The organism is Enterovirga rhinocerotis (assembly GCF_004363955.1).
Taxonomy (GTDB): domain Bacteria; phylum Pseudomonadota; class Alphaproteobacteria; order Rhizobiales; family Beijerinckiaceae; genus Enterovirga; species Enterovirga rhinocerotis.
The window spans coordinates 178875-197424 of the sequence record NZ_SNZR01000018.1 but is presented as its reverse complement, the minus strand read 5'-3'; the positions used below and the strand labels follow the sequence as shown (position 1 = coordinate 197424).

Annotated in this window: 21 protein-coding genes; 3 read left to right on the top strand and 18 right to left on the bottom strand. The window is 66.1% G+C overall.

What is annotated here, in order from left to right; all coding sequences use genetic code 11:
* The first annotated feature begins 108 nt into the window (after positions 1 to 108).
* Both EV668_RS23945 and EV668_RS23940 read left to right on the top strand, forming a co-directional pair.
* Positions 109 to 399 carry an Arm DNA-binding domain-containing protein gene (locus EV668_RS23945; protein WP_133774975.1) on the top strand — a complete coding sequence of 97 codons (291 nt, stop codon included), beginning with the start codon at positions 109 to 111 and terminating at the stop codon, positions 397 to 399.
* A 351-nt stretch (positions 400 to 750) separates the two neighbouring features.
* Positions 751 to 1494 carry a DUF7847 domain-containing protein gene (locus EV668_RS23940; protein ID WP_133774973.1) on the top strand — a complete coding sequence of 248 codons (744 nt, stop codon included), beginning with the start codon at positions 751 to 753 and terminating at the stop codon, positions 1492 to 1494.
* A 29-nt stretch (positions 1495 to 1523) separates the two neighbouring features.
* Here the strand turns inward: EV668_RS23940 and EV668_RS23935 are convergent, their stop codons facing one another.
* The 9 genes from EV668_RS23935 to EV668_RS23895 form a co-directional block, all read right to left on the bottom strand.
* Positions 1524 to 2429 (bottom strand): RDD family protein, encoded by a 906-nt coding sequence (locus EV668_RS23935; protein WP_133774971.1) that lies wholly within the window; start codon positions 2427 to 2429, stop codon positions 1524 to 1526.
* A complete protein-coding gene (locus EV668_RS23930) occupies positions 2413 to 3447 on the bottom strand; it encodes a stage II sporulation protein M (protein ID WP_245513415.1) in 1035 nt (344 codons plus the stop codon). Before EV668_RS23930 ends, EV668_RS23935 begins: the two co-directional genes overlap by 17 nt.
* 14 nt (positions 3448 to 3461) lie before the next feature.
* Positions 3462 to 4775: a DUF58 domain-containing protein gene (locus EV668_RS23925; RefSeq protein WP_133774967.1), complete on the bottom strand. Its 1314-nt coding sequence runs from the start codon at positions 4773 to 4775 to the stop codon at positions 3462 to 3464.
* The gene (locus tag EV668_RS23920) at positions 4772 to 5728 is read right to left on the bottom strand and encodes an AAA family ATPase (protein ID WP_133774965.1); all 957 of its coding nucleotides are present in this window, start codon (positions 5726 to 5728) and stop codon (positions 4772 to 4774) included. The genes EV668_RS23925 and EV668_RS23920 overlap by 4 nt, the downstream gene beginning before the upstream one ends.
* Complete coding sequence (locus EV668_RS23915; protein ID WP_342636849.1) at positions 5697 to 6929, bottom strand: DUF4350 domain-containing protein; 1233 nt, start codon at positions 6927 to 6929, stop codon at positions 5697 to 5699. Before EV668_RS23915 ends, EV668_RS23920 begins: the two co-directional genes overlap by 32 nt.
* Positions 6929 to 7636, bottom strand: a complete 708-nt coding sequence (locus EV668_RS23910) for a DUF4129 domain-containing protein (RefSeq protein WP_245513413.1) — start codon at positions 7634 to 7636, stop codon at positions 6929 to 6931. Before EV668_RS23910 ends, EV668_RS23915 begins: the two co-directional genes overlap by 1 nt.
* A gap of 143 nt (positions 7637 to 7779) precedes the next feature.
* Positions 7780 to 8001, bottom strand: a complete 222-nt coding sequence (locus EV668_RS23905; protein WP_245513411.1) for a nuclear transport factor 2 family protein — start codon at positions 7999 to 8001, stop codon at positions 7780 to 7782.
* A 1-nt stretch (position 8002) separates the two neighbouring features.
* Complete coding sequence (locus EV668_RS23900) at positions 8003 to 8902, bottom strand: MBL fold metallo-hydrolase (RefSeq protein ID WP_166652620.1); 900 nt, start codon at positions 8900 to 8902, stop codon at positions 8003 to 8005.
* A gap of 60 nt (positions 8903 to 8962) precedes the next feature.
* Positions 8963 to 9595, bottom strand: a complete 633-nt coding sequence (locus EV668_RS23895) for a DsbA family protein (protein WP_133774961.1) — start codon at positions 9593 to 9595, stop codon at positions 8963 to 8965.
* 111 nt (positions 9596 to 9706) lie between these two features.
* Between EV668_RS23895 and EV668_RS23890 the strand changes: the two genes are divergently transcribed.
* The gene (locus EV668_RS23890) at positions 9707 to 10615 is read left to right on the top strand and encodes a LysR family transcriptional regulator (protein WP_133774959.1); all 909 of its coding nucleotides are present in this window, start codon (positions 9707 to 9709) and stop codon (positions 10613 to 10615) included.
* Positions 10616 to 10793: 178 nt separating this feature from the next.
* On the opposite strand, the gene EV668_RS23885 is transcribed toward EV668_RS23890, so the two are convergent.
* The 9 genes from EV668_RS23885 to EV668_RS23845 form a co-directional block, all read right to left on the bottom strand.
* The gene (locus EV668_RS23885; protein WP_133774957.1) at positions 10794 to 11039 is read right to left on the bottom strand and encodes a hypothetical protein; all 246 of its coding nucleotides are present in this window, start codon (positions 11037 to 11039) and stop codon (positions 10794 to 10796) included.
* Entirely contained in the window at positions 11039 to 11404 is a 366-nt protein-coding gene (locus EV668_RS25785) for a DUF3768 domain-containing protein (RefSeq protein WP_208111620.1), read from the bottom strand. The genes EV668_RS23885 and EV668_RS25785 overlap by 1 nt, the downstream gene beginning before the upstream one ends.
* 413 nt (positions 11405 to 11817) lie before the next feature.
* Positions 11818 to 13146 (bottom strand): hypothetical protein, encoded by a 1329-nt coding sequence (locus EV668_RS23875; protein ID WP_133774955.1) that lies wholly within the window; start codon positions 13144 to 13146, stop codon positions 11818 to 11820.
* Between the two features lie 10 nt (positions 13147 to 13156).
* Positions 13157 to 13486 (bottom strand): YdhR family protein, encoded by a 330-nt coding sequence (locus EV668_RS23870; protein WP_133774953.1) that lies wholly within the window; start codon positions 13484 to 13486, stop codon positions 13157 to 13159.
* Positions 13487 to 13767: 281 nt separating this feature from the next.
* Complete coding sequence (locus EV668_RS23865) at positions 13768 to 15138, bottom strand: LLM class flavin-dependent oxidoreductase (protein ID WP_133775074.1); 1371 nt, start codon at positions 15136 to 15138, stop codon at positions 13768 to 13770.
* 119 nt (positions 15139 to 15257) lie between these two features.
* Positions 15258 to 15806 carry a flavin reductase family protein gene (locus EV668_RS23860; protein ID WP_245513407.1) on the bottom strand — a complete coding sequence of 183 codons (549 nt, stop codon included), beginning with the start codon at positions 15804 to 15806 and terminating at the stop codon, positions 15258 to 15260.
* Between the two features lie 255 nt (positions 15807 to 16061).
* Positions 16062 to 16832, bottom strand: a complete 771-nt coding sequence (locus EV668_RS23855) for an ABC transporter ATP-binding protein (protein WP_133774951.1) — start codon at positions 16830 to 16832, stop codon at positions 16062 to 16064.
* Positions 16822 to 17631, bottom strand: coding sequence for an ABC transporter ATP-binding protein (locus EV668_RS23850; protein ID WP_133774949.1), 810 nt, complete (start codon positions 17629 to 17631; stop codon positions 16822 to 16824). The genes EV668_RS23855 and EV668_RS23850 overlap by 11 nt, the downstream gene beginning before the upstream one ends.
* Complete coding sequence (locus EV668_RS23845) at positions 17628 to 18548, bottom strand: branched-chain amino acid ABC transporter permease (protein WP_166652619.1); 921 nt, start codon at positions 18546 to 18548, stop codon at positions 17628 to 17630. Before EV668_RS23845 ends, EV668_RS23850 begins: the two co-directional genes overlap by 4 nt.
* Positions 18549 to 18550: the final 2 nt, after the last annotated feature.

The following is an 18550-nucleotide window of genomic DNA, read 5'->3' as shown; positions in this document are numbered from 1 at the left end:
TGGGGTTGGTCGGAGACATGGACCGGTCCATCGACAAGCTGAGCGCTCGCGCGGTCGAAACGCTGAAGGGACCAGGACGGTTCTCTGACGGCGGCGGCTTCTATCCTGTTGATCGACCCGAGCGGGGCTCGCCGCTGGATGTTCATCTTCCGGCATGGAGGGAAGCAGCGGGAGATGGGCCTCGGCGGCCGTGGCTCCGTATCCCTGGCCGATGCGCGTCGCCGGCGGGATGAGGCCCGAAAGATCCTTGCGGAGGGTGGCAACCCAATCGCTGATCGCCGGCAGCCGCGAATCGCGACGATCAAGGCCGCAACGACCTTCGGCAGCGTCGTCGACGAGCTGCTTCCCGAGCTGATTAAGGGATTTCGTACTCCGAAGCACGCTTCGCGCGCAGTTTAAGGCGCGAGATACGAGACAAAAGCGTGGGATGCGTGCGGTCAACGAAGTCGAATCGGAGCACAACGCCTTGCTGGGCATAACTGTCAAGCAGAGATACATTGAAGAATATGGATCGACCTGCCGTCACATTGGTGCATTTTGGCACGATTTGGAGTTCGAGAGCGATCAGCGTCTGCTCGGGGTCGAGCGCGTCGGTACGAGCGTAGAAGCGCCGCTTAAAGTTCAGGCTTCAGGTCCCATCCCCCAAACCGCTGACTACGCAGCGTCTGGTCGGCGTAAGGTTCCGTTGGCGGCGGAAGGCGGTTGTTCGGCGTCGCGCGCCGTGCGAGTGTTCCATCGACGGGGGAACTGATGGGCGACTATTCGTTGGGCGATGGCGCTGCGGCGCCGGGACAGTTTCAGGTCGGGCCGGTGATCAGCAAGGCGTTTGCGGTTCTCGGCCGCCGCTTTGGCAAGTTCGTCCTGCTGTCGCTTCTCCCGATGGCGCCGCTGCTGCTCCTAATCCTTGGAGTGGTCTCGGGCGAGGCGTTCGGTCGGGGTTTGATCGTATTCAGCGTGCTGACGATGATCGCCACCGTCGTCCTGCAAACCGCGGCGCAAGCAACGACACTCTATGGCGCATTTCAGGAGATGCGGGGCCAGCCGTTCACGATCGGCCAGTCTCTTCGGCTAGGGCTGGCGCGCGTTGCCCCCGTCATCGGTGTCGGCCTCTTGATCGGCCTCGCTGTCGGTCTTGGCTTCCTCCTCTTCATCGTGCCGGGCATCATCATCGGCTGCATGCTATACGTCGCCATTCCCGCCTGCGTGATCGAGAAGAAAGGCGTGATGGCGAGCCTTCGCCGCAGCGTTGCCCTAACGAAGGGACATCGCTGGCAGATCTTCGGTCTGTTCTTGCTCGTCGTCGTGATCACGATGGCAGGCGGTTTTGTTCTGCAGAAAGCTGCGGGCCACGGCGTGTTTGGGCAGGTTCTTGGATTTCTCTGGCAGGTCGTCTCGACGGCTTTTGGGGCCGTGCTGTCCGCAGTCATCTATTACGATCTGCGAGTGGCCAAGGAAGGCATCCATCTCGACACGCTGGCAAATGTCTTCGATTGAAGCGTGAATGGTCCGCCTTCTGCGGAGCGTCACGTGTGGGTGGCGGCCGTAGCGTTCTTGTCCGCGCGATAGCGACCGAACTGCTGCTCGCCCTCGAGATGGGCGCGCTCGGCCGTGTAGAACGCCTTTAGGAAGGTTGGCACCTCGGCCGGCTCGACCTTCTGGGCCCAAGCGATTTTGCGGCAAATCTTGTCGCAGACCTGCTGTTGCATCGCCTGCGTCTCTTTCGATCGCGGCCGACGCAGGAGTTCCTCCAGGACCTGCAATTCGAAGGCACCGTAGGCCTCGAGCTGCCGCCGGCTGAAGACATAGCGGCTGCCGCCCTCAGCGAGATCGGTCAGCAGGGCGCGGCGCGGCACGGAGATCACCATCGTGCCCGCGATCAAATCGCCCGCGCGCAGGTGATCGCGGTTGAAAAACGGCAACGCGGAGAGAGCCGCCGCCCAGCCGAGATAGCTCGCAGCCGCCCAGAAGTCCCCGCTCCCGTCGAGCTTGGGCAAAGCGAAGAAGAGCCCCAGCGGCAAGAATATCTCGACCTCTCGTGTCAGGTTGCGAGCGACGATGGCACCCGGCAGCAGCGGGCCGCCATGCCGGTCGACGACCTTCAGGTTGACGATGCGCTTGCCTGGCGTCGCTCCCTGGCTGTGGAGCTCGAAATGGATGAAGTAGAGGTTTCGCAGCAGAAACGAGAGAAACAGGACGATCGTCACCGTCACCGATCCGCTGACGCCGTGGACCAGCGTGAGAGAGAGAATCAGGAAGAGCAGGGCCGTCGCGAGCATCCAGAACAGGAAGTCCATGAGGAAGGCGACTAGCCGCTCGCCGCGATTGGCGATGTCGACCTCCAGCACCACGCCTTCCGGTGTGGTGATCTCGCGCCGGTTGCGCGTGCTCTCGTCGAGCAGGCGGTTGATCCGATCAAGCTGCCGGGCCATGGCCTTCGCGCCTGCCGAGTAAGAGAAAATAGGCCGTCCACAAGATCCCCGTCGCGGCACCGATCACGAGGCGCCACGGCGTCGAGGCGATGAGTTGCCGCAATCCGCCCTCGATCAGCCCGGCGACGAAGAGCATCAACACAGCGCCGCCCGCCAGTCCCGCTGCGGCCTTCCCGGCCAAAGCCAGGCTGTCGAGGCGACCGTGGCGCCGGGGGAAGAGGATGTTCTCGGCGATGACGAGGCCGCCGGCTCCGCACAGGATCAGGGCACCGATCTCGGTGACGCCATGGATCGAGACCCATCCGACGAAGTCGTAGAGCAGGCCGCGGTTGTGGTGCAGCGCAAAGAAGGCACCGAGCACGATGCCCTGGTAGCCGAGCAGCAGCAGCGTCGGCACGCCGGCGAGGAAGCCGAGACCGAAGGTCATGATCCCGATCGTCGCGTTGTGCCGGAACAGGAAGTTCGCGAAGACGACGAAAGAATCGACGATTCCCGGCCATGGCGCGAAGATCTCGGTATCGAGCAATTGCTGCGCTGTGCTCGCGGGACCGCGCCCCCCGGCGAGGGTCTCGGGCACGAGCACGCCGAACCACCCCTCGTTGGGCAGGACGAGCATGAAGCCGATTGCAACGCCCGACGCCAGGGCGAGTGTCGCCAGGAGGATGTGCCAGCCTGCCTTGCGGACGGCCGCCGGAAAGCCATGCTTCAGGAAGCCGGCGAGGGCCTCCATGATCCCGGTTCGCGGCCCGTAGACTACGAAGAAGGCGCGCAGGACCAGCCCTTCCAGGTAGAGGATCAGGTTGCGGTCGAGCGCGATCGAGCGCGCGACGGACAGCGACGATGCCGCCGTCCGGTAGAGCAGGGGCAGCTCCTGCAGTTCATCGGCGGAGAGATGGGACAGGCCTTTTCTTTCGACCCGCGAGATCAACTCGTCGAGCGTCCGCCACGCGGCCTCGCGGGTCCTGCGGAACTCTGCGCTGCGTAGGGTGACGGTCGCGACCGGGCGCGCGGTAGGCAAGGAGCCAAGCGGTTCTATAGCAGCCCCCTCTGTTTGATGGTGAGGTAGCGGTTGACGAGGTTGACGGCGAGCGCCCTGGGCGGAATCTCCAGGCAGTGGACGCCCATGCGCGCCAGCCGCTCCAGCACGATGGCGCGGTCGCGCTGGAGGTCGCGGGCCACGACCGCTTCGGCGACGGGGCGAAAACTGGCCGGATCGGCGTCGATGATCGTTGTCAGCAAAGGATCCTGCAGCGTGACGAAGATCACGGCGTGACGGTTGGTCATGCGCTGGAGCCCTTCCAGCAGCAGTTCGGCCGTCGTGGTATCGATGAATTCGGTGAACAGGATGACGAGCGCCCGACGCTTCAGCCGGGCATTGAGCTCCGCAAGGCCGAGCGTGAAATTGGTCTCGTCAGCCCGGTAGGCGAGCGCGGCCGAGCCGTTGTGGAGGCGGGCGAAGGCGTTCCTTCCGCGTGAGGGCTGCAGGAACTGCCGGATGTGCGCGTCGAACGCAAAGCTGCCGACGTGGTCTCCGCTGCGCAGCGCGACCCAGCCGAGCAGCAATCCGGCATGGATCGCATGGTCGAGACGGGGCAGCCCGCCGATCGGCTCGGCCATGAGGTAGCCGGTATCGAAGGCCAGGACGATCTGGTGGTTGCGTTCGACCCGAAACTCCTTCGACAGCAGCTTCAGGTGCTTGGCCGAATGCTTCCAGTCGATGAAGCGGTTGTCGAGGCCCTGTACATGGTCGCGGAGCGCCTCGAATTCCGTGCCTTCGCCCTTCTGGCGCTGGACCTTGATGCCTTCCACCGCGTCGCGGCTGAAGAACTGGATGGCTGACGAGGAGATCCCGTGGATGTCGGGCACGACGTCGATCGTCATGCCGAGGGGTCTGCGCTGGGTCCGGCCGGCGAGACCGAGCGGTCCTCGCCAGCGCAGCCAGACGGCGTCGATCGTGAGCCGGCCGCGCCGCAGCGGCCGGATCGGCAGTGTCGTCGAGGCGGTCGTCCCTGCGGATATGCTCAACCCGGCAGGCTCGGTCCGGTCCGCGTCTCCGCTCTGCTCCGGCAGGATCTCGATCGTCGTGGCGTGAGGCGCTCCATCGATGGTCGCAGCGATGGTGAGGCGCCCCTCTCTGCCGACGGAGATCCGCGGCGGCGCATCGACCGATATCGTCAGCCGCGACGGGCGGAGACACAGCGCAGCGTCCACGGCGATCAGCGCCAGCACGAACAGGCCGAAAACGAGTGCGGTCGGCCAGAGCGTCGCGTCGTGCACGAGCAGCGCGACGGCGAGAGGCAGGGTCGCCGTGAAGGCGAGGACCGCGCGCAGCGTCGGCCTGATCATCGCGGGACGGCGACCTGCTCGATCAGTTCGGCGACGACCTTGTCGCTGTCCAGTCCGTCAATCTCGGCATTCGGAGCCAGGACGATCCGATGCCGCAAGAGGGGGAGGGCGATATCCTTGACGTCGTCGGGGATCACGAAATCGCGCCCCTGCACGGCCGCGCGGGCACGGCTTGCGGAGGCCAGCATCGTCGCGGCACGCGGCGATGCGCCGGTCTCGATGGCCGGGTGGCTGCGGGTCGAGCGGACGAGATCGACGATGTAGCCGACGAGAGGAGCACCGAGATTGATCCTGCCGACGAGGCCACGGATGGCGAGCAGGCGCTCTTCCGAAACAATCGGGGAGAGGCCGAACTCCGCCAACTTCGGCATCGCGGCGCGGTGTCCATGCCGCGCGACGATATCGTATTCCTCCTCCCGGCTCGGATAGGACAGATTGACCTTGAACAGGAAGCGGTCGAGCTGCGCTTCGGGCAAGGGATAAGTACCCTGCTGCTCGATGGGATTCTGCGTCGCGACCACCATGAAAGCCTCGCCCAGCGGGTGGGTGACGCCGTCGATCGTGACGTTGCGCTCGTTCATGGCCTGGAGGAGGGCGGCCTGCGTCTTGGGCGGCGTGCGGTTGATCTCGTCGGCGAGCAGGAGATCGGTGAAGATCGGCCCTTGTGTGAGATTGAAGCTGCTCGTGCGGAAATCGAAGAGATTGGTGCCGAGGAGGTCGCCGGGCATCATGTCCGGCGTGAATTGGATCCGTCCGAACCGGAGCGACAGGCTCGCGGCGAAGGATTGCGCCAGCAGCGTCTTTGCCGTGCCGGGAACACCTTCGAGCAAGACATGCCCGCCACAGAGGAGGCTGACGAGCATCAGCTCGACGACCTCGTCCTGGCCGATGACGGCTTTGCCGATCTCGCCCCGGATGCCTTCAGTGATGGTCGAGACGTCGCGAAGTTCCATTCGGCAGATCCTTGCGCCAGCGGTAGAGGGCCTGCGCCGTAGCGAGCAGCGACGTCAGGTTTCGAGATCCGGCGCCTCCCGGCTCCAGCCCCTCGAGCGGTTTCGTGTCGATGCCGCGCGCGTCGGCGGCGCGGCTGATCCATGCGGTCAGCGCGGCGCCGGCCAGTCCGGGCGGAGCTCGCAGCGCCTGTCCGGCATCGTGGAGCATCATCGCGACGTAGCGGCGCAAGATCGCAGCGTGGTGTCCGGCGTGATCGAGGAGGGATCCGGCATTGGCGATCAAGGCGTAACGGCCGCTCTCCAGCGGGCGCGGCAAGGCTTGCGGCGCGCCGAAGCGACCCATGGCGCTCCAGAGGAGGAGGGCCACCGCAGCCATCATCTGGACGAGCACCAGGTTGAGCGGAAACTCGAACAGGAACTTCAGGAGGTTCGGCGGCGGCCGCCTGAATCCGTGGATCGTCTCGTCGAAGACGAGCGCGCCGCCACGGCCTGCCTGCAAGGCTGCGATCATGTCCCGGGCGAAGGCCGCGTTGCCCCCCTTTGCGATCGCGTGGTTTTCGATAGGGTCTGGGTCGGCCAGCACCCAGATGCGCCGATCGCCCTGCCGCCATTCTCCGAGGAGGATGCCGTCGGGCGCTGCGATCAGCGGCGTGAGTTTCGAGCCCTTGATGAGTTGAACCTCGCCCCGGAAGCTCGGGTCGGCGATCGCGGCCGCTTTCCGATAGGAAGCGGGCGGCGCGGCTCGCACGATGGTGCCGCCGCCGACTGCTGCGTCGAAAACGGCCTGCGCCCGCAAGGTCGGAACGAGTTCGGCTGCTTCGATCCAGTCGCCCTGCCGCCTGCTCGGTCTCACATTCCATTTCGGCAGAACGAGGAGGATGGTGCCGGCGGTCATCAGCTTGTTGCGACTCTCCTCGTCGGCGAGGCTCCCCGAGGGCTCGGCCAGAATGAGCACCCCGTTCCGTCCGAGCATGGCGAGCGGCTGGCCTTCGCTTCGCACCGTCCTGTGGCCGAGTTCCTGGAGGAGGTCGTGGAAAACGAGATGCCCGACGGCGGATCGGGAATAGCTGTTGGCGCCGAATGCAAGCCCCGTTTCGCCTCGGCCTCCGGCGCCGGTCAGCAGCAGCGAAGCGGCGAAAAGCGCGCAGATCGCGGCGGAGAGGGCGGCCAGGACGCGAGGCTGAAAGGTCACAGGCCCCATCAGGCCGGCCCAACCGCAAGGGAGCGCTTCAGCATGTCGAATTCCTGCCGGCATCCGAGATACTCGTCCCGGCTTGCCGGCTTGCCGCCAAAATAGGTTCGCTCCACCGATTGGACGATGGCGCCGAACGCCCTGCTGCCCGTCTGAGGCAAGGAAACGCGACGCAAGATTTCGCGGCTCGTGAGGGAGGCAGCGAAGCTGGTGCCGAGACGCAGCCGGATTTCCGCGAGGCTGTTGAGCAGGAGAACGTGCATCGCCTCGCCATATTGTCCCTGCTCGGCGAGGTCGTCGGCTTCCAGGCGAGCTTCGTCCATCCGGGCCGAAGGGTCGGAGCCATGAACGAAGCCGTCTGGCGCCACGATCCGACGAGATCGGCTGAAGGCAGGCAGGCTATCGCGAAGCGACCAGGCCGTCACGAAAACGCCGAGAAGGACAGTGCCCCACAGTAGGAGCTTGAGGGTATCGGACGTCAGGCCGAGACTGAGCCAGTCGAGCCAGACCGGCTCGCTCGCGAGCGGTCCCGGCATGTCCGCCTGGACACCGAGGCGGCGGATGGCACGTTCGACGAACGCCTGTGCGTCCCCTGCGGCTGCGCCGGCCGACGAGATAAGGCCCAGGGCTCCGGTCGAATAAAGGATGCGCCTCACCGTCCTTGCATGCACCTGTCGTCGGACTTGTCTACCCAGTAACAGACACCCGTCCCGCAATCAGCACTCTCTTGCGATGTAGCAGCAAGTGTCGAACTGACACCGACGTCATTGGCATTTGCCAGATCAGATGGCGAGGTCATTCTATCGGTCTGCCGCCGTGCGCGCCGGTCGATTCGCATTCAATCCTACAATTGCCGGCTTCACCGTTCCCTCAGCTCGGCCTTGTAGCCCTCCCACTCCGTGGCCAGCCGCTGGAACACCCCCTTCATCAAGGCGTCCACGCCGACATAAGATCCCGCATAGGGGAAGCCCTCGGCTTCCGTCCACTCGACATCGGGGGAGAGAACCGCCAGCAGGTTCGCCCCGTTTTCGGCCGACGAACCTTCATAGGTTCGCCGGATCAGCTCCAGATTGGCCGTCATCTCAACCCCACTTCATCTCACCCTTGGCGACCTTGGAGCCGATGTCGAGGGCGACGCCCATGCCGAGACCGGGGAAGCGGGCTTCCAGGGCGGCTTTGAGCGCGGCGGCGTCCTTTGTCTTCGCGAGCTCCTCCTCGAAGGCGAGCAGATAGGCCTTGGTGTGCGCGACGCCGGACAAGTCGGACTTCGCCTCTGGCGTCAGATGCCCCGCTACGACGACGGCCGGCTTGCGGGCGGCGATGACGTCGAGCGTCCTGACCCAAGCGGCACGCTCCTCCTTGGAGGGGGTGTCTGCGGTCCAGACATGGACCCCGTTGAAGACCAGGACACCGCCGAACACCGCCTTTAGCGACGGCACCCACAGGTAGCGGCGGTTGGCGAGGCCCTCGGCCTTGACGATCTCGACGCTCTCGCCGTCGACGCTCAGCGACGGGCCGTCGAAGGCCTCCGGCAGCACGATGTCGGCGAGCGTCTGCGGGCCGTTCTCCTTGAGCTGCGGGCCCCAGGTGGCGAGCTTTTTCTCGACGTTGGCCTTGATGGCGGCGAGCGTCTCGGAGGCGGCCAGAACCTTGGCGTGCGGGAAGGCCTCGCGCACCGGCTTCAGGCTGAAATAATAATCCGGATCGGATTGGCTGATGTAGATCGTGGTCAGTGTCTTGCCGGTGGCCTTGATCGCCTCGGCCAAAGCGCGGCCGTCCGGATAGGTGAAGCCGCCGTCGATCAGCAGGGCCTCGCTCGGCCCCGTCAAGAGCACGGGCGCCCGGAAGAAGCCGTTCCGGCCGGCGGGGAAGTGCTTCCAGTCCAGCTTCGAGCCGGCCCCCTGGCCGAGACCGGCGGTCGCGAACAGAGCTGTCGCACCGAGTGCGAATGTCGTCTTGATGGCGTCTCTCTTGGTGAACATGGGAAATCTCCGAATTTCGGTTCAGGAACTGCAACAGGCCTGCGTGTTTCGGCTTGCGGGTCAGGCCGCCCTCAACCGGGCCGTGAGGGTGTCGAGGTCGCCGAACAGGACGCTGCTGTGCAGCAGCTGACGTCCGCTCTCATCGCCGACGACGAGCGCGGGAACGCCCTCGGCGCCGAAACGCGCCATCTCCGCACGGCCGGCCGCGACGCGAGCGCGATAGGCGGCGAGCAGATCGGCATCGGGAGAACGAACGCGCCGCGCCGCTCCGGCGAGGCCGCCCTCTTCCAGAATATCGGCGACGACGGCTCGGTCGGAATTGTCGCGGCCGTCGACATAGCGGGCTCGCTGCAGCAGTTTCATGGTTTCCATCTCACGCGCCGGTTCGGTGAGGCCGGCGGCCACCAGTCCGAGCGTTGCGGGAGCGGAGTCGAACATCGCGCCGTCGGCGCCCAGGATATCGTCGCGATAGGCGTCCGAGAACTGTTGACCGGTCAGCCTGGCGATACGCTGGTCGTTTTGCCAAGCGTAAGCCGCGAACCGCGTATCCATCGGTCGAGCGCCCTCGCCGGCGAACAGGCCCGTCGGCATCAGCTCCACCGTAACGTCGTCGAGCAGAGCCAGTCGCTCGAGCGCGGGCCCGGCCCCGTAGCACCAGCCGCACAGGGGGTCGAACAGGTATGTGATCCGCATGAGTGACGCTTCCTTGCCGTCCGGGAGGAAAGCTAGACCGCATCGATTGCTTGATAAATAAGATCACGGATGACATTCTGTGTGTCATCAACGCACAATAAGGCCTGCCGCTTGGAAGCGATCAACCTCAATCGTCTCGCCTACCTCACGGCAGTGGTCGATACCGGATCGTTCACGCGAGCGGCCGAACGCCTCGGAATCACCAAGACGGTCGTCAGCCAGCAGGTCGCGCGTCTCGAGCGGGAATTGCAGACGACGCTGCTCATGCGCACGACGCGCAGGGTCGAGCCGACCGAAGCGGGGCGCCTGCTCCATGCCCGCAGCGTGATGATCCTGCGGGATGCAGAGGACGCCATCGCCGAAATCGCGCAATCCAACGTCGAGCCTCGTGGAATGCTGCGGATCGCCGCGCCCAACGACTACGGCGCTTCGACCGTTTCCCCGATCGTTGCGGCCTTCACGCGCCGCTATCCCGCTTGTCAGGTCGATCTCGTCCTGTCGGATGCGCGCACCGATCTTCTGGCGAACCAGATCGACCTGTCGATCCGGGTCGGCTGGCTCGACGATTCCAGCCTGCATGCGAGGCGGATCGGCACCTTTCGCCAGATCCTGGTCGCCTCGCCGCAATTGCACGACGGGCTGGAAGCGCAGGACCCGGCCGATCTCGGCAGCGTGCCCTTCATCGCCAATGCCGCATTGCAGGAGGCGCTCGTCTGGCAGTTTACAAAGGGCGATTTCGATCGGAGGACGGTTCGCATGCAGCCGGCGATGACGATCAACGCGACGCCCGCCGTGCTCGCGGCGACGCTCGCCGGCGGGGGGCTGTCGGTGCTTCCAGATTTCGTGGCCGCCGAACCGATCGCGTCGGGCGGCCTGGTCCATGTCCTGCCCGACTGGACCCTGCCTTCCGGCGGTGTCTACGCCGTCTATCCGACCGCCCGCTTCCGACCCGCAAAAGTGACGGCCTTCGTCGCCATGCTGCTGCAAGCCGCGTCTCGGTCCGGATCAAGCGATTGGTAATTGTTGTAAATTATCATCAGTATTGATACAGCTATACATAAGTGTGTGTTTTGTGATTTGAGATATTAATAACGTTATGTCGATGCGTTGTTGAATGATTCGTCGAATGCTTGTATTATGCTCAATGACGTGCTCGATAAGCTGAGTAGCGCCCTCAGGGCGCCGATCGCCGAGTTCTTCATCGTGCCGACGAAGGGCGAGGCTGCCCGTCCACGCCGAAGCAGGCCGCTCCCATCGGCTTGTCGACATTGCTGGCGAGTGCTCTGACGAGCTTGCGAAACAGCGAGCGCGCATTGTCCTCGTCGAGTTCGGGACAGAGCGCGCCGACGACATTGACCACCGCATAGACCCCGCACAGATCGCCCTGCCGGTAGGCGTCCGTGCCGCGCCGGGTCGCGAGCCTCGGCCGTCGGCGCGGCCTCATCAGTATTCCTCCGCCAGCATGAGGGTCATCACGCGGCGGGTCACGCTGGGATCGGCGGGATCGGGGGAATGGGCCTGCAGGTCGAGATCGCAATCGTCCATCTTGAAGAAGACCGTCTTCTCTCCGATCGCGATCGAACCAAAATCGTGCTCCTGGTAGGGATCGTTGCCTTCGTCGAAGGCGACGAGAGCGGCATCAAGCTCTCTGATCTGCGCGTCGCTGAAGGCGCGGATGCCGTGGGTGAGGACGAGACCCTCCTGTCGATCACGAGTTCGGTGCCGATCCGGCCGCCGGCATCGAGCACCATGGACCAGCGCAGGCCCGCGATCTCGCAGGCCCGGAGCCCCGCTCGAACCGAAAGACACACGAGCGCGACATTCCGTTCGGGAAACCTGCCGCGCCGCGCGTGGAGCAGCATGCGCCGCAACTGGGCGCGATCGATCACCTTCGCTTGCCGACCCGGCATGGCGAACCTCTCAATGCTGATGATCGGAAGGACCCAGCCCGGCTCGTCAGAGCGAGACGCAATGCTGCGCACATCAGCATAGAGGGTGAAGCGGGCGACCGCACCCGACAGCCTCGCCCAGCATCGATCTATCTCCTGCGCCGCGGGCCGGACATGCGGATTTCACGTTCCGATCTCGTTGAGTCGGAGAAATGGGTCGACTGCCCAGTCAGCACATCACGGGGGGAAAATACCGCAGGCAGATCAGGGGCGGTCTTCGACGTCATTCGGCGCCCGAGGGAAGTGAGACGTTTTCGTTCACCTCCCCGCCGGCTACGGGTGCGCGTCCGCGCTCGGGATCGGCCCGGTTCGTTCGCCGTGCCACAGCGCCTGGTGGCGGCGATGGCTGTCGAGATAGGCTCCGTCCTTGTAGAAGCGGTCGTAGAAGTCGAGATCGATGTGCTGGGCCTGCGTGTAGGGGCCGACGCTGACGCTCGGCTGCGTCGCCGGAAAGCGGCCGGAGGTGTCATAGATGTCCTGGGCGAGCGTCCCGAGATAGCGGACGAAGCTCTCGGAATACCGGTCCGTGCGGGCCTTGATGCCGCCGTTGTCGCGGTAGGGGCCGGGACGCGCCGGATCGTAGACGCCGCCGGGTCCGAACTTGCGGTCGGCGAAGCGGCGTACGGCCTCGTGCATGTCCGCCACGAAGGGTGGCACGAGCGGCTCGAAGACGCCGCGCCGGCCGAGCGGGACCGGCTGAAGCCAGCCCTCCCGATGAGCGAAGTCGAAGCCGAACCCCGGGAGGCCCTTGCCGGCAAAGCCACCGAGCAGCGCCTGGATGTTGATGCCGGAGAAGAGCCAGCCGCCGAGGCCGATGGCCTGCATGACGAGCTGGACGTTGTAGGCCGCGATAGCCAGCTCCGACGTCGTGCTCATGCGCGAATTGGCCTCGAGCACCGCGAGGGGCGTCGCCCGCTCCGGCTTCAGGAACCCGTCCGCAATGAGTTCCGAGGGATCGCCCAGCACGCGTCCTGTCCGGTGATCGGTGATCGGCGCGCCTTCGCCGGTCCTGATCCAGAGGTGGTTCAGCGTGGAATCGACCTGGTCGGCGATCGGGACGAAGAGCGTCGTGCCGGGCCTGTTCGCGACCCAGCGGTTATGGGCGGCGATGAAGGGATGCTCGGCGGGCAGTTCGACGCGCTCGCCGAGCCGCACGACGTTGCTGCGGACGATGTCGAGCAGCCGCTCGAGGCTTCCGGCACCGGCATATTCTCGGATCGCGTCCGCATCGAGGTCTCGGAAGCGGGTGATGTAGGCCCCGGAATCGTCGTTGATGAGGATTTCGGAGCCCTGCGCGCCGCCGCCGCTCGGATAGGTCCGGCCGATGGGCCGGACCGGATAATTGTTCCCCGCCTCCGGGTCGCCCGATTCCGTATGTGGGATGCCGAGGTTCCAGCCGCTGAGTCCGACGCTGGCTGCGATGAGAACGAGGCGCTCGGCCTCGCTCAGGGGCTGGGGCGCGTGGCGCGACGCATAGGCGAGCGGCCCGTCCGGAATGCTCATGCCGAGGCCGAACCGCCGTGACCGGCGGCCGAACAGGGCATCGAGCAGGGGAAAGCGGGCGAGTTCGTCGATCGCCTCCTGGGGCGGCTGACCCGGCATCCGAGGGATCTCAGGCTGCGACGCGGGCGGGCTCGATCGGCGCCCGGGTGATCCGGCTCAGGGCCTCGTCGACCTCGAAATACCGGATGAGGATGTCCGAGCCGCCGCCTTCGGTCAGCCGCGGGCGCAGATCCTGTTCGGCCCAGGCCTCCGCGCTGGCCCTGTCGGAGAAGAGGTAGATGCCGCCGCGCAGCCCATCCTCCTGGCTGCCGATCCAGACCTTCCAATGCAGCCCGCCGACGGTGTCGGCGATGCGCCGGGCCGACTCGATCCTTTTCGGTTCCGGCGCCGCCGCCTGCGCCGAGCTGGGACGGTAGTTGACCTGAAGGATGATCGTCATGACATATCTCCTGCGAATAAGAGAAAATTGCGCGGGTTGGGCCGGATTGGCGTCGTAAACTGTCACTATATGTAAGAATATACGCAGGATTGCATCTGATAAATGTCTTGTCCAGAAGATGAAATTATAAATTCTGGCTTATAAGATCGTCTTCGTTCTATCGTCGGATTGGGATGGAGATGACTGTTCCGCATGGCGTCGGCCATGGCGGGCGGACCGAGGGGAAGGCGACAGAGGGGAGGGGGCGCTCGGTCGAGACCATGCCGGCCAGGCGCGCGCCGCTATTCGGCGGCCCGATGCCCCGCGCCGGGCCGGAAGCTCGCGCCGCGATGACGTGCCGGCAGGCGCGGCGTGCCGAACAGCTTCTGCCGGATCGGCCCGTCCTCGTAGGCCGTCTTGTAAAGTCCCCGGTTCTGCAACTCGGGCACGACGAGCGCGACGAAATCCTCGACGCTCTCCGGCGTCACCGTGCGGATGAGGTTGAAGCCGTCGACATCGGCCTCCTCGATCCAGTCGACGAGTTGATCCGCGACCTGAGATGGACTGCCGACGATGGGCGGATGGCGGCTGCCGAGGCCGGCCGCCATCTGCTCGCGCAGTCCCCTGACCGTCCAGACCTTGTCCGGGCTGCGCTTCGTGATCGCTTCGAGAGCGGAGTTGTTGGCATCGTTCTTCACGAAGCCGATCGGCTCATCCAAGCCGTAGCGCGAGAGGTCGAGCCCGATCGAGGCCGAGAAATGCGCGAGCGCGCCCTCGACGCTGGCGTGGCGGCGGTACTCGGCATGTTTGTCCCGCGCCTCGGCTTCAGTCGGCGCGGTGACGACCGAGATGCCGGCGAAGGCCTTGATGTCGTCGTGCCGGCGCCCGGATTCCATGGCCCGCCGGCGGACGTCGCGGACGATGACCCCCATCGCCTTCGGGTTCCACCCGTTCACGAAGATGCACTCGGCATGGTCGGCGGCGAAGCGCCGGCCGCGATCCGACGAACCTGCCTGATAGAGAAGCGGGGTGCGCTGCGGCGAGGGCTCGCTCAGATGGATGGCATCCACCGCGTAATGCGGGCCGCGATGGGTCACGCGCCGCACCTTGGCGGGGTCGGCGAAGACGCCGCGCTCGCGATCGCGCAGGACCGCATCGTCGTCCCAGCTGCCCTCCCAGAGCTTGTAGACCACCTCCATGAAGTCGTCGGCGACGTCGTAGCGCGCGTCGTGGTTCGGGAGCTTGTCGCCTCCGAGCCCCCGCGCGGCGCTGTCGAGATAGCCCGTGACGATGTTCCAGCCGATGCGGCCCCGGGTGAGGTGGTCGAGCGTCGAGAACCGGCGCGCCAGGAGGTAGGGCTGCTCGTAGGTCAGGTTGACGGTGATGCCGAAGGCGAGGTGCTTCGTGACGGCGGCCATGATGGGCGCCAGCACGATCGGATCGTTGAGCGGCGTCTGCGCGCCGGCGAGCAGGGCCGTCTCCGGCCCGCCCTTATAGACGTCGTAGAGACCGATGATGTCCGCGATGAAGAGGCCGTCGAACAGCCCCTTCTCGAGCGTGACGGCCAGATTCTGCCAGTACGCGATGTCGGTGTAATGGGCGGAGCGATCGCGCGGATGCGTCCACATGCCGTGGGAGATGTGTCCGACACAGTTCATGTCGAACGCGTTCATCCTGATCTGCTTCTTGGTCACGATCGATCCCGTGCTTCGTCATGCGTTTCGCGCCGGCTGCCGAGGTTCGGTTCCGCGGGACCGCCGCGCCTGCGCAAGGAGGTGGAGGAGGGCTGACCTCAGTCGTGCGTGAACTCGACGTAACGGCCCTGCCAGTAGACGAGCGGCGCGGAGGCTTCGCCGATCCGGGCGGCGGCGACGCCGCCGATCACGATGGCGTGGGAATGCCTGACGATCACCTCGTCCACCTCGCAGTCGAGCGCCGCGAGCGCGCCCTTGAGGATCGGGGCGCCCGTGACGAAGGTCTCCCAGAACGCTCCGTCGTAGCGGCGGGCTCCCGTCTCGCCCCCGCGGCCCGCGAACCTGTCCGCGATCGCGCGGTGACCCTCGCCGAGGAGATTGACGCCGAAGCGCCCGTATCGCTCGATCAGGGGCCAGCTCGACGAGGAGAGGTTGACGCAGACGATGAGCGTCGGAGGGTCGACCGAAAGGGAGCTGACCGAGGTGGCGGTGAGGCCGGTCCGGTCATCCGCCTCGCCGACCGTGATGACGCTGATGCCCCCCGCAAGTTGCCGCATCGCCTGACGGAACAGGTCCGGCGTCGAGCGCGGCACGCCTCGTTCAGGCAAGGAGATCGGAGACCGATTGTGGAAAGACGAGATCGTCATCCGCTGACCTTCGCGGCTCCATGAATGTGTCGACGCCGCCGACCGCGTCGGCGTGGCATGAATGTTATTTCAAAGCATGTTTGACGGTGCGAATATTATACGTCAACTAGAGATATGTTCCAAATACGTCGCCGGAAGCAGAATGTTTTGCGCTTTTCTGGGCGCCGCGCATGGGATTCGTAGCGGGTTGGTGCAATTCGGTGGAACTGCGAGCGGCGAAGGCCAGGCAAGACCCTTCGAACCGGGCACACGTTTTCATCGAACGACCGGGGCGCAGATCGCCGCGCCGTTCGTGCTGGCCCTACGGTCTGCGGGCAGCAATTCGCCCAGATAGGCGCGCTGGACCTCCGGGTCGTCGGCGAGGTCGCGCGCAGGCGCCGAGCGCACGAGGCGGCCGGCCTCGAGGACGTGGCCCGTCTCGGCCAGCGCGAGCGCGAGCCGAGCGTTCTGCTCGACCAGCACCACCGTCACGCCTGTCGCGGCGATCGCCCGGATGGCTCGCGCCATGTCGACGACGACGGCGGGAGCGAGCCCGAGGGAGGGCTCGTCGAGCAGGAGAAGCCGGGGCGCGGCCATGAGCGCGCGGCCGATGGCGCACATCTGCTGCTCGCCGCCCGACAGGTTGCGGCCGAGATTGCCGCGCCGCTCGAGGAGCCTCGGAAACAGCGCGAAGACCCGCTCGAGATCGGCCGCGACGGCGCGCCGGTCGCGCCGTGCATAGGCTCCGGACAGGAGGTTCTCGCCGACCGTCATCTCGGGAAAGAGGCGTCGGCCCTCGGGCGAGAGCGCGATGCCGCCGCGCACCCGCTGCTCGGTCGGCAGGCCGGCGAGATCGGCTCCGTCGACGAGGATGCGTCCGCCCGCGAGAGGGACGAGCCCCGTGATCGTTCCGAGCAGCGTCGACTTGCCGGCACCGTTGGCGCCGATGATCGCCGCCGTCGTGCCCGAAGGCACCACGACGCTGATCCGGTCGAGAGCCACAACCGCGCCGTAGCGCGCCGAGACGTCCTGAAGCTCAAGCCGCATGGGCCTCCCCTTCCGGCCCCGAGGCGGCGCCGAAATCGGCCTCGCCGCCGAGATAAGCCTCGATGAAGGCACGGTCCGCCCGGACCTCGGCCGGCTTGCCTTCCGCAATGACGGTACCGTGAGCGAGCGCCACGATCCGGTCGCTGAGGCGCATCACCAGCGGTACATCGTGTTCGATCACCATCAAGGCGATGCCGCGAGTGTCGCGGATCCGCCTCAGAAGCGCCTCCATGACGAGCGTCTCGGCGCCGTTGAGGCCCGCCGCCGGCTCGTCGGCGAGAAGCATTTTCGGGCCGGTCGCCAGCGCCATGGCGACCCCGAGGATCTTCTGCAGGCCGTAGGGGAGGGCGTCCGCGGATTCCTCCGCGACGCGATCGAGGCCCGCGAAGACCAGGATCTCCTGCACGGTCGCCGCGGCGCGTTCGCGGACGGCCATGACGGCCGAGCGGCGGAGCAGGAAGGAAGGCCGCCCGAGCGCGGGGAACACGGCTGCGCGCTCCAGATGCGCGCGGACGGAAAGGTCCGCGATGGTGGTCGCCTGCTGGAAGCTGCGGGCGAGTCCGAGGCGGGCATTGGCGCCCGGCTCGCCGGCGACGAGCCGGCGGCCACCGAAGACCACCTGTCCCGCATCCGGTTTCAGCGTGCCGGTGATCAGGTTGAACAGAGTCGTCTTGCCGGCACCGTTCGGGCCGACAAGGCCGACGATCTCACCCTGGTCGACCGAAAGGCCGACACCCGCGACGGCCTTGATGCCGCCGAAGCTGCGCGACAGCTCGTTGACGCTCAGGAGCGCGCTCATCGGGCATGCCGTCTTGCGACGACGAGGCCGCCGAGGCCGCGCGGCATGAACAGCATCAGCGCCAGCAGCGAGAGGCCGTAGAAGAGCTGCTGGTAGAGCAACGCGGACCGGAACAGCTCGGGAAGCGGCACGAGGATGACGGCGCCGATCAGCGGTCCCGCCAGCAGTGCCACCCCACCGACGACGTTCATGATCAGTGCGTTGATCGTAGCCGTGATGCCGAAGGCCTCCGGCGAGATGTAGCCGAGGTAATGAGCGTAGAGACTGCCGGCGGCTCCGGCGACGCCGCCGGACACGGCGAAGACGAGCCTGCGCCAGGCCAGGGCATCGATGCCGAGGGACTGTGTCAGCGCCTCGTTCGCGGCGAGGCCGTCGAGGATCCGGCCCGTTTCGCCGCGGACCAGGCGTGCGACGACGGCGAAGGCGGCGCCCAGCACGACGAGCGTCAGGGCATAGAAGGCCGGGCGCGACTGGAGCGGCAGGCCGGCGATCTCAGCCCCCGGAATGCGCATCAGCCCGTTATTGCCGCCGAACGGGACGACGAACTCCACGAAGATCAGCACCACGGCCTGTCCGAGCACGAAGGTGAGCAGCGCGAAATGGACGCCTCGCACCTTCAGGATCACGGTGCCGAGCACTGCGGCGATGGCCGCCGGGATCAGCACCGCGGCCAGGAAGGCCGCGGGGAAGGGCAGCGAGAGGTCGCGCGTCAGGAGCGCCGAGGCATAGGCGCCCATGCCCATGAAGGCAGCCTGCGCCAGCGAGAGCTGGCCGATGCGCAGCGTCAGATGAAGGCTGAGCGCCAGCAGCGCCTCGATGCCGATGAGGATCGCGACATGGTAGAGGAAGGCGTCGGACGCGAGGAAGGGAAGCGCGGCGAGCGCGGCCGCGGCGGCGCCGATGAGAACCTGCAGCATCG

Coding starts and splice junctions, on each gene's coding strand:
- EV668_RS23925 (WP_133774967.1), bottom strand. CDS start 4,775: ATGATCAGGCCGACGCTGCGCGCGGTCCTCGCCTTCACGGCGACCCTG.
- EV668_RS23860 (WP_245513407.1), bottom strand. CDS start 15,806: ATGACGATCTCGTCTTTCCACAATCGGTCTCCGATCTCCTTGCCTGAA.
- EV668_RS23900 (WP_166652620.1), bottom strand. CDS start 8,902: ATGTTCACCAAGAGAGACGCCATCAAGACGACATTCGCACTCGGTGCG.
- EV668_RS23885 (WP_133774957.1), bottom strand. CDS start 11,039: ATGAGGCCGCGCCGACGGCCGAGGCTCGCGACCCGGCGCGGCACGGAC.
- EV668_RS23875 (WP_133774955.1), bottom strand. CDS start 13,146: ATGCCGGGTCAGCCGCCCCAGGAGGCGATCGACGAACTCGCCCGCTTT.
- EV668_RS23845 (WP_166652619.1), bottom strand. CDS start 18,548: ATGCTGCAGGTTCTCATCGGCGCCGCCGCGGCCGCGCTCGCCGCGCTT.
- EV668_RS23895 (WP_133774961.1), bottom strand. CDS start 9,595: ATGCGGATCACATACCTGTTCGACCCCCTGTGCGGCTGGTGCTACGGG.
- EV668_RS23850 (WP_133774949.1), bottom strand. CDS start 17,631: ATGAGCGCGCTCCTGAGCGTCAACGAGCTGTCGCGCAGCTTCGGCGGC.
- EV668_RS23935 (WP_133774971.1), bottom strand. CDS start 2,429: ATGGCCCGGCAGCTTGATCGGATCAACCGCCTGCTCGACGAGAGCACG.
- EV668_RS23870 (WP_133774953.1), bottom strand. CDS start 13,486: ATGACGATCATCCTTCAGGTCAACTACCGTCCCAGCTCGGCGCAGGCG.
- EV668_RS23920 (WP_133774965.1), bottom strand. CDS start 5,728: ATGGAACTTCGCGACGTCTCGACCATCACTGAAGGCATCCGGGGCGAG.
- EV668_RS23855 (WP_133774951.1), bottom strand. CDS start 16,832: ATGCGGCTTGAGCTTCAGGACGTCTCGGCGCGCTACGGCGCGGTTGTG.
- EV668_RS23915 (WP_342636849.1), bottom strand. CDS start 6,929: ATGGGGCCTGTGACCTTTCAGCCTCGCGTCCTGGCCGCCCTCTCCGCC.
- EV668_RS23905 (WP_245513411.1), bottom strand. CDS start 8,001: ATGACGGCCAATCTGGAGCTGATCCGGCGAACCTATGAAGGTTCGTCG.
- EV668_RS23865 (WP_133775074.1), bottom strand. CDS start 15,138: ATGAACGCGTTCGACATGAACTGTGTCGGACACATCTCCCACGGCATG.
- EV668_RS23940 (WP_133774973.1), top strand. CDS start 751: ATGGGCGACTATTCGTTGGGCGATGGCGCTGCGGCGCCGGGACAGTTT.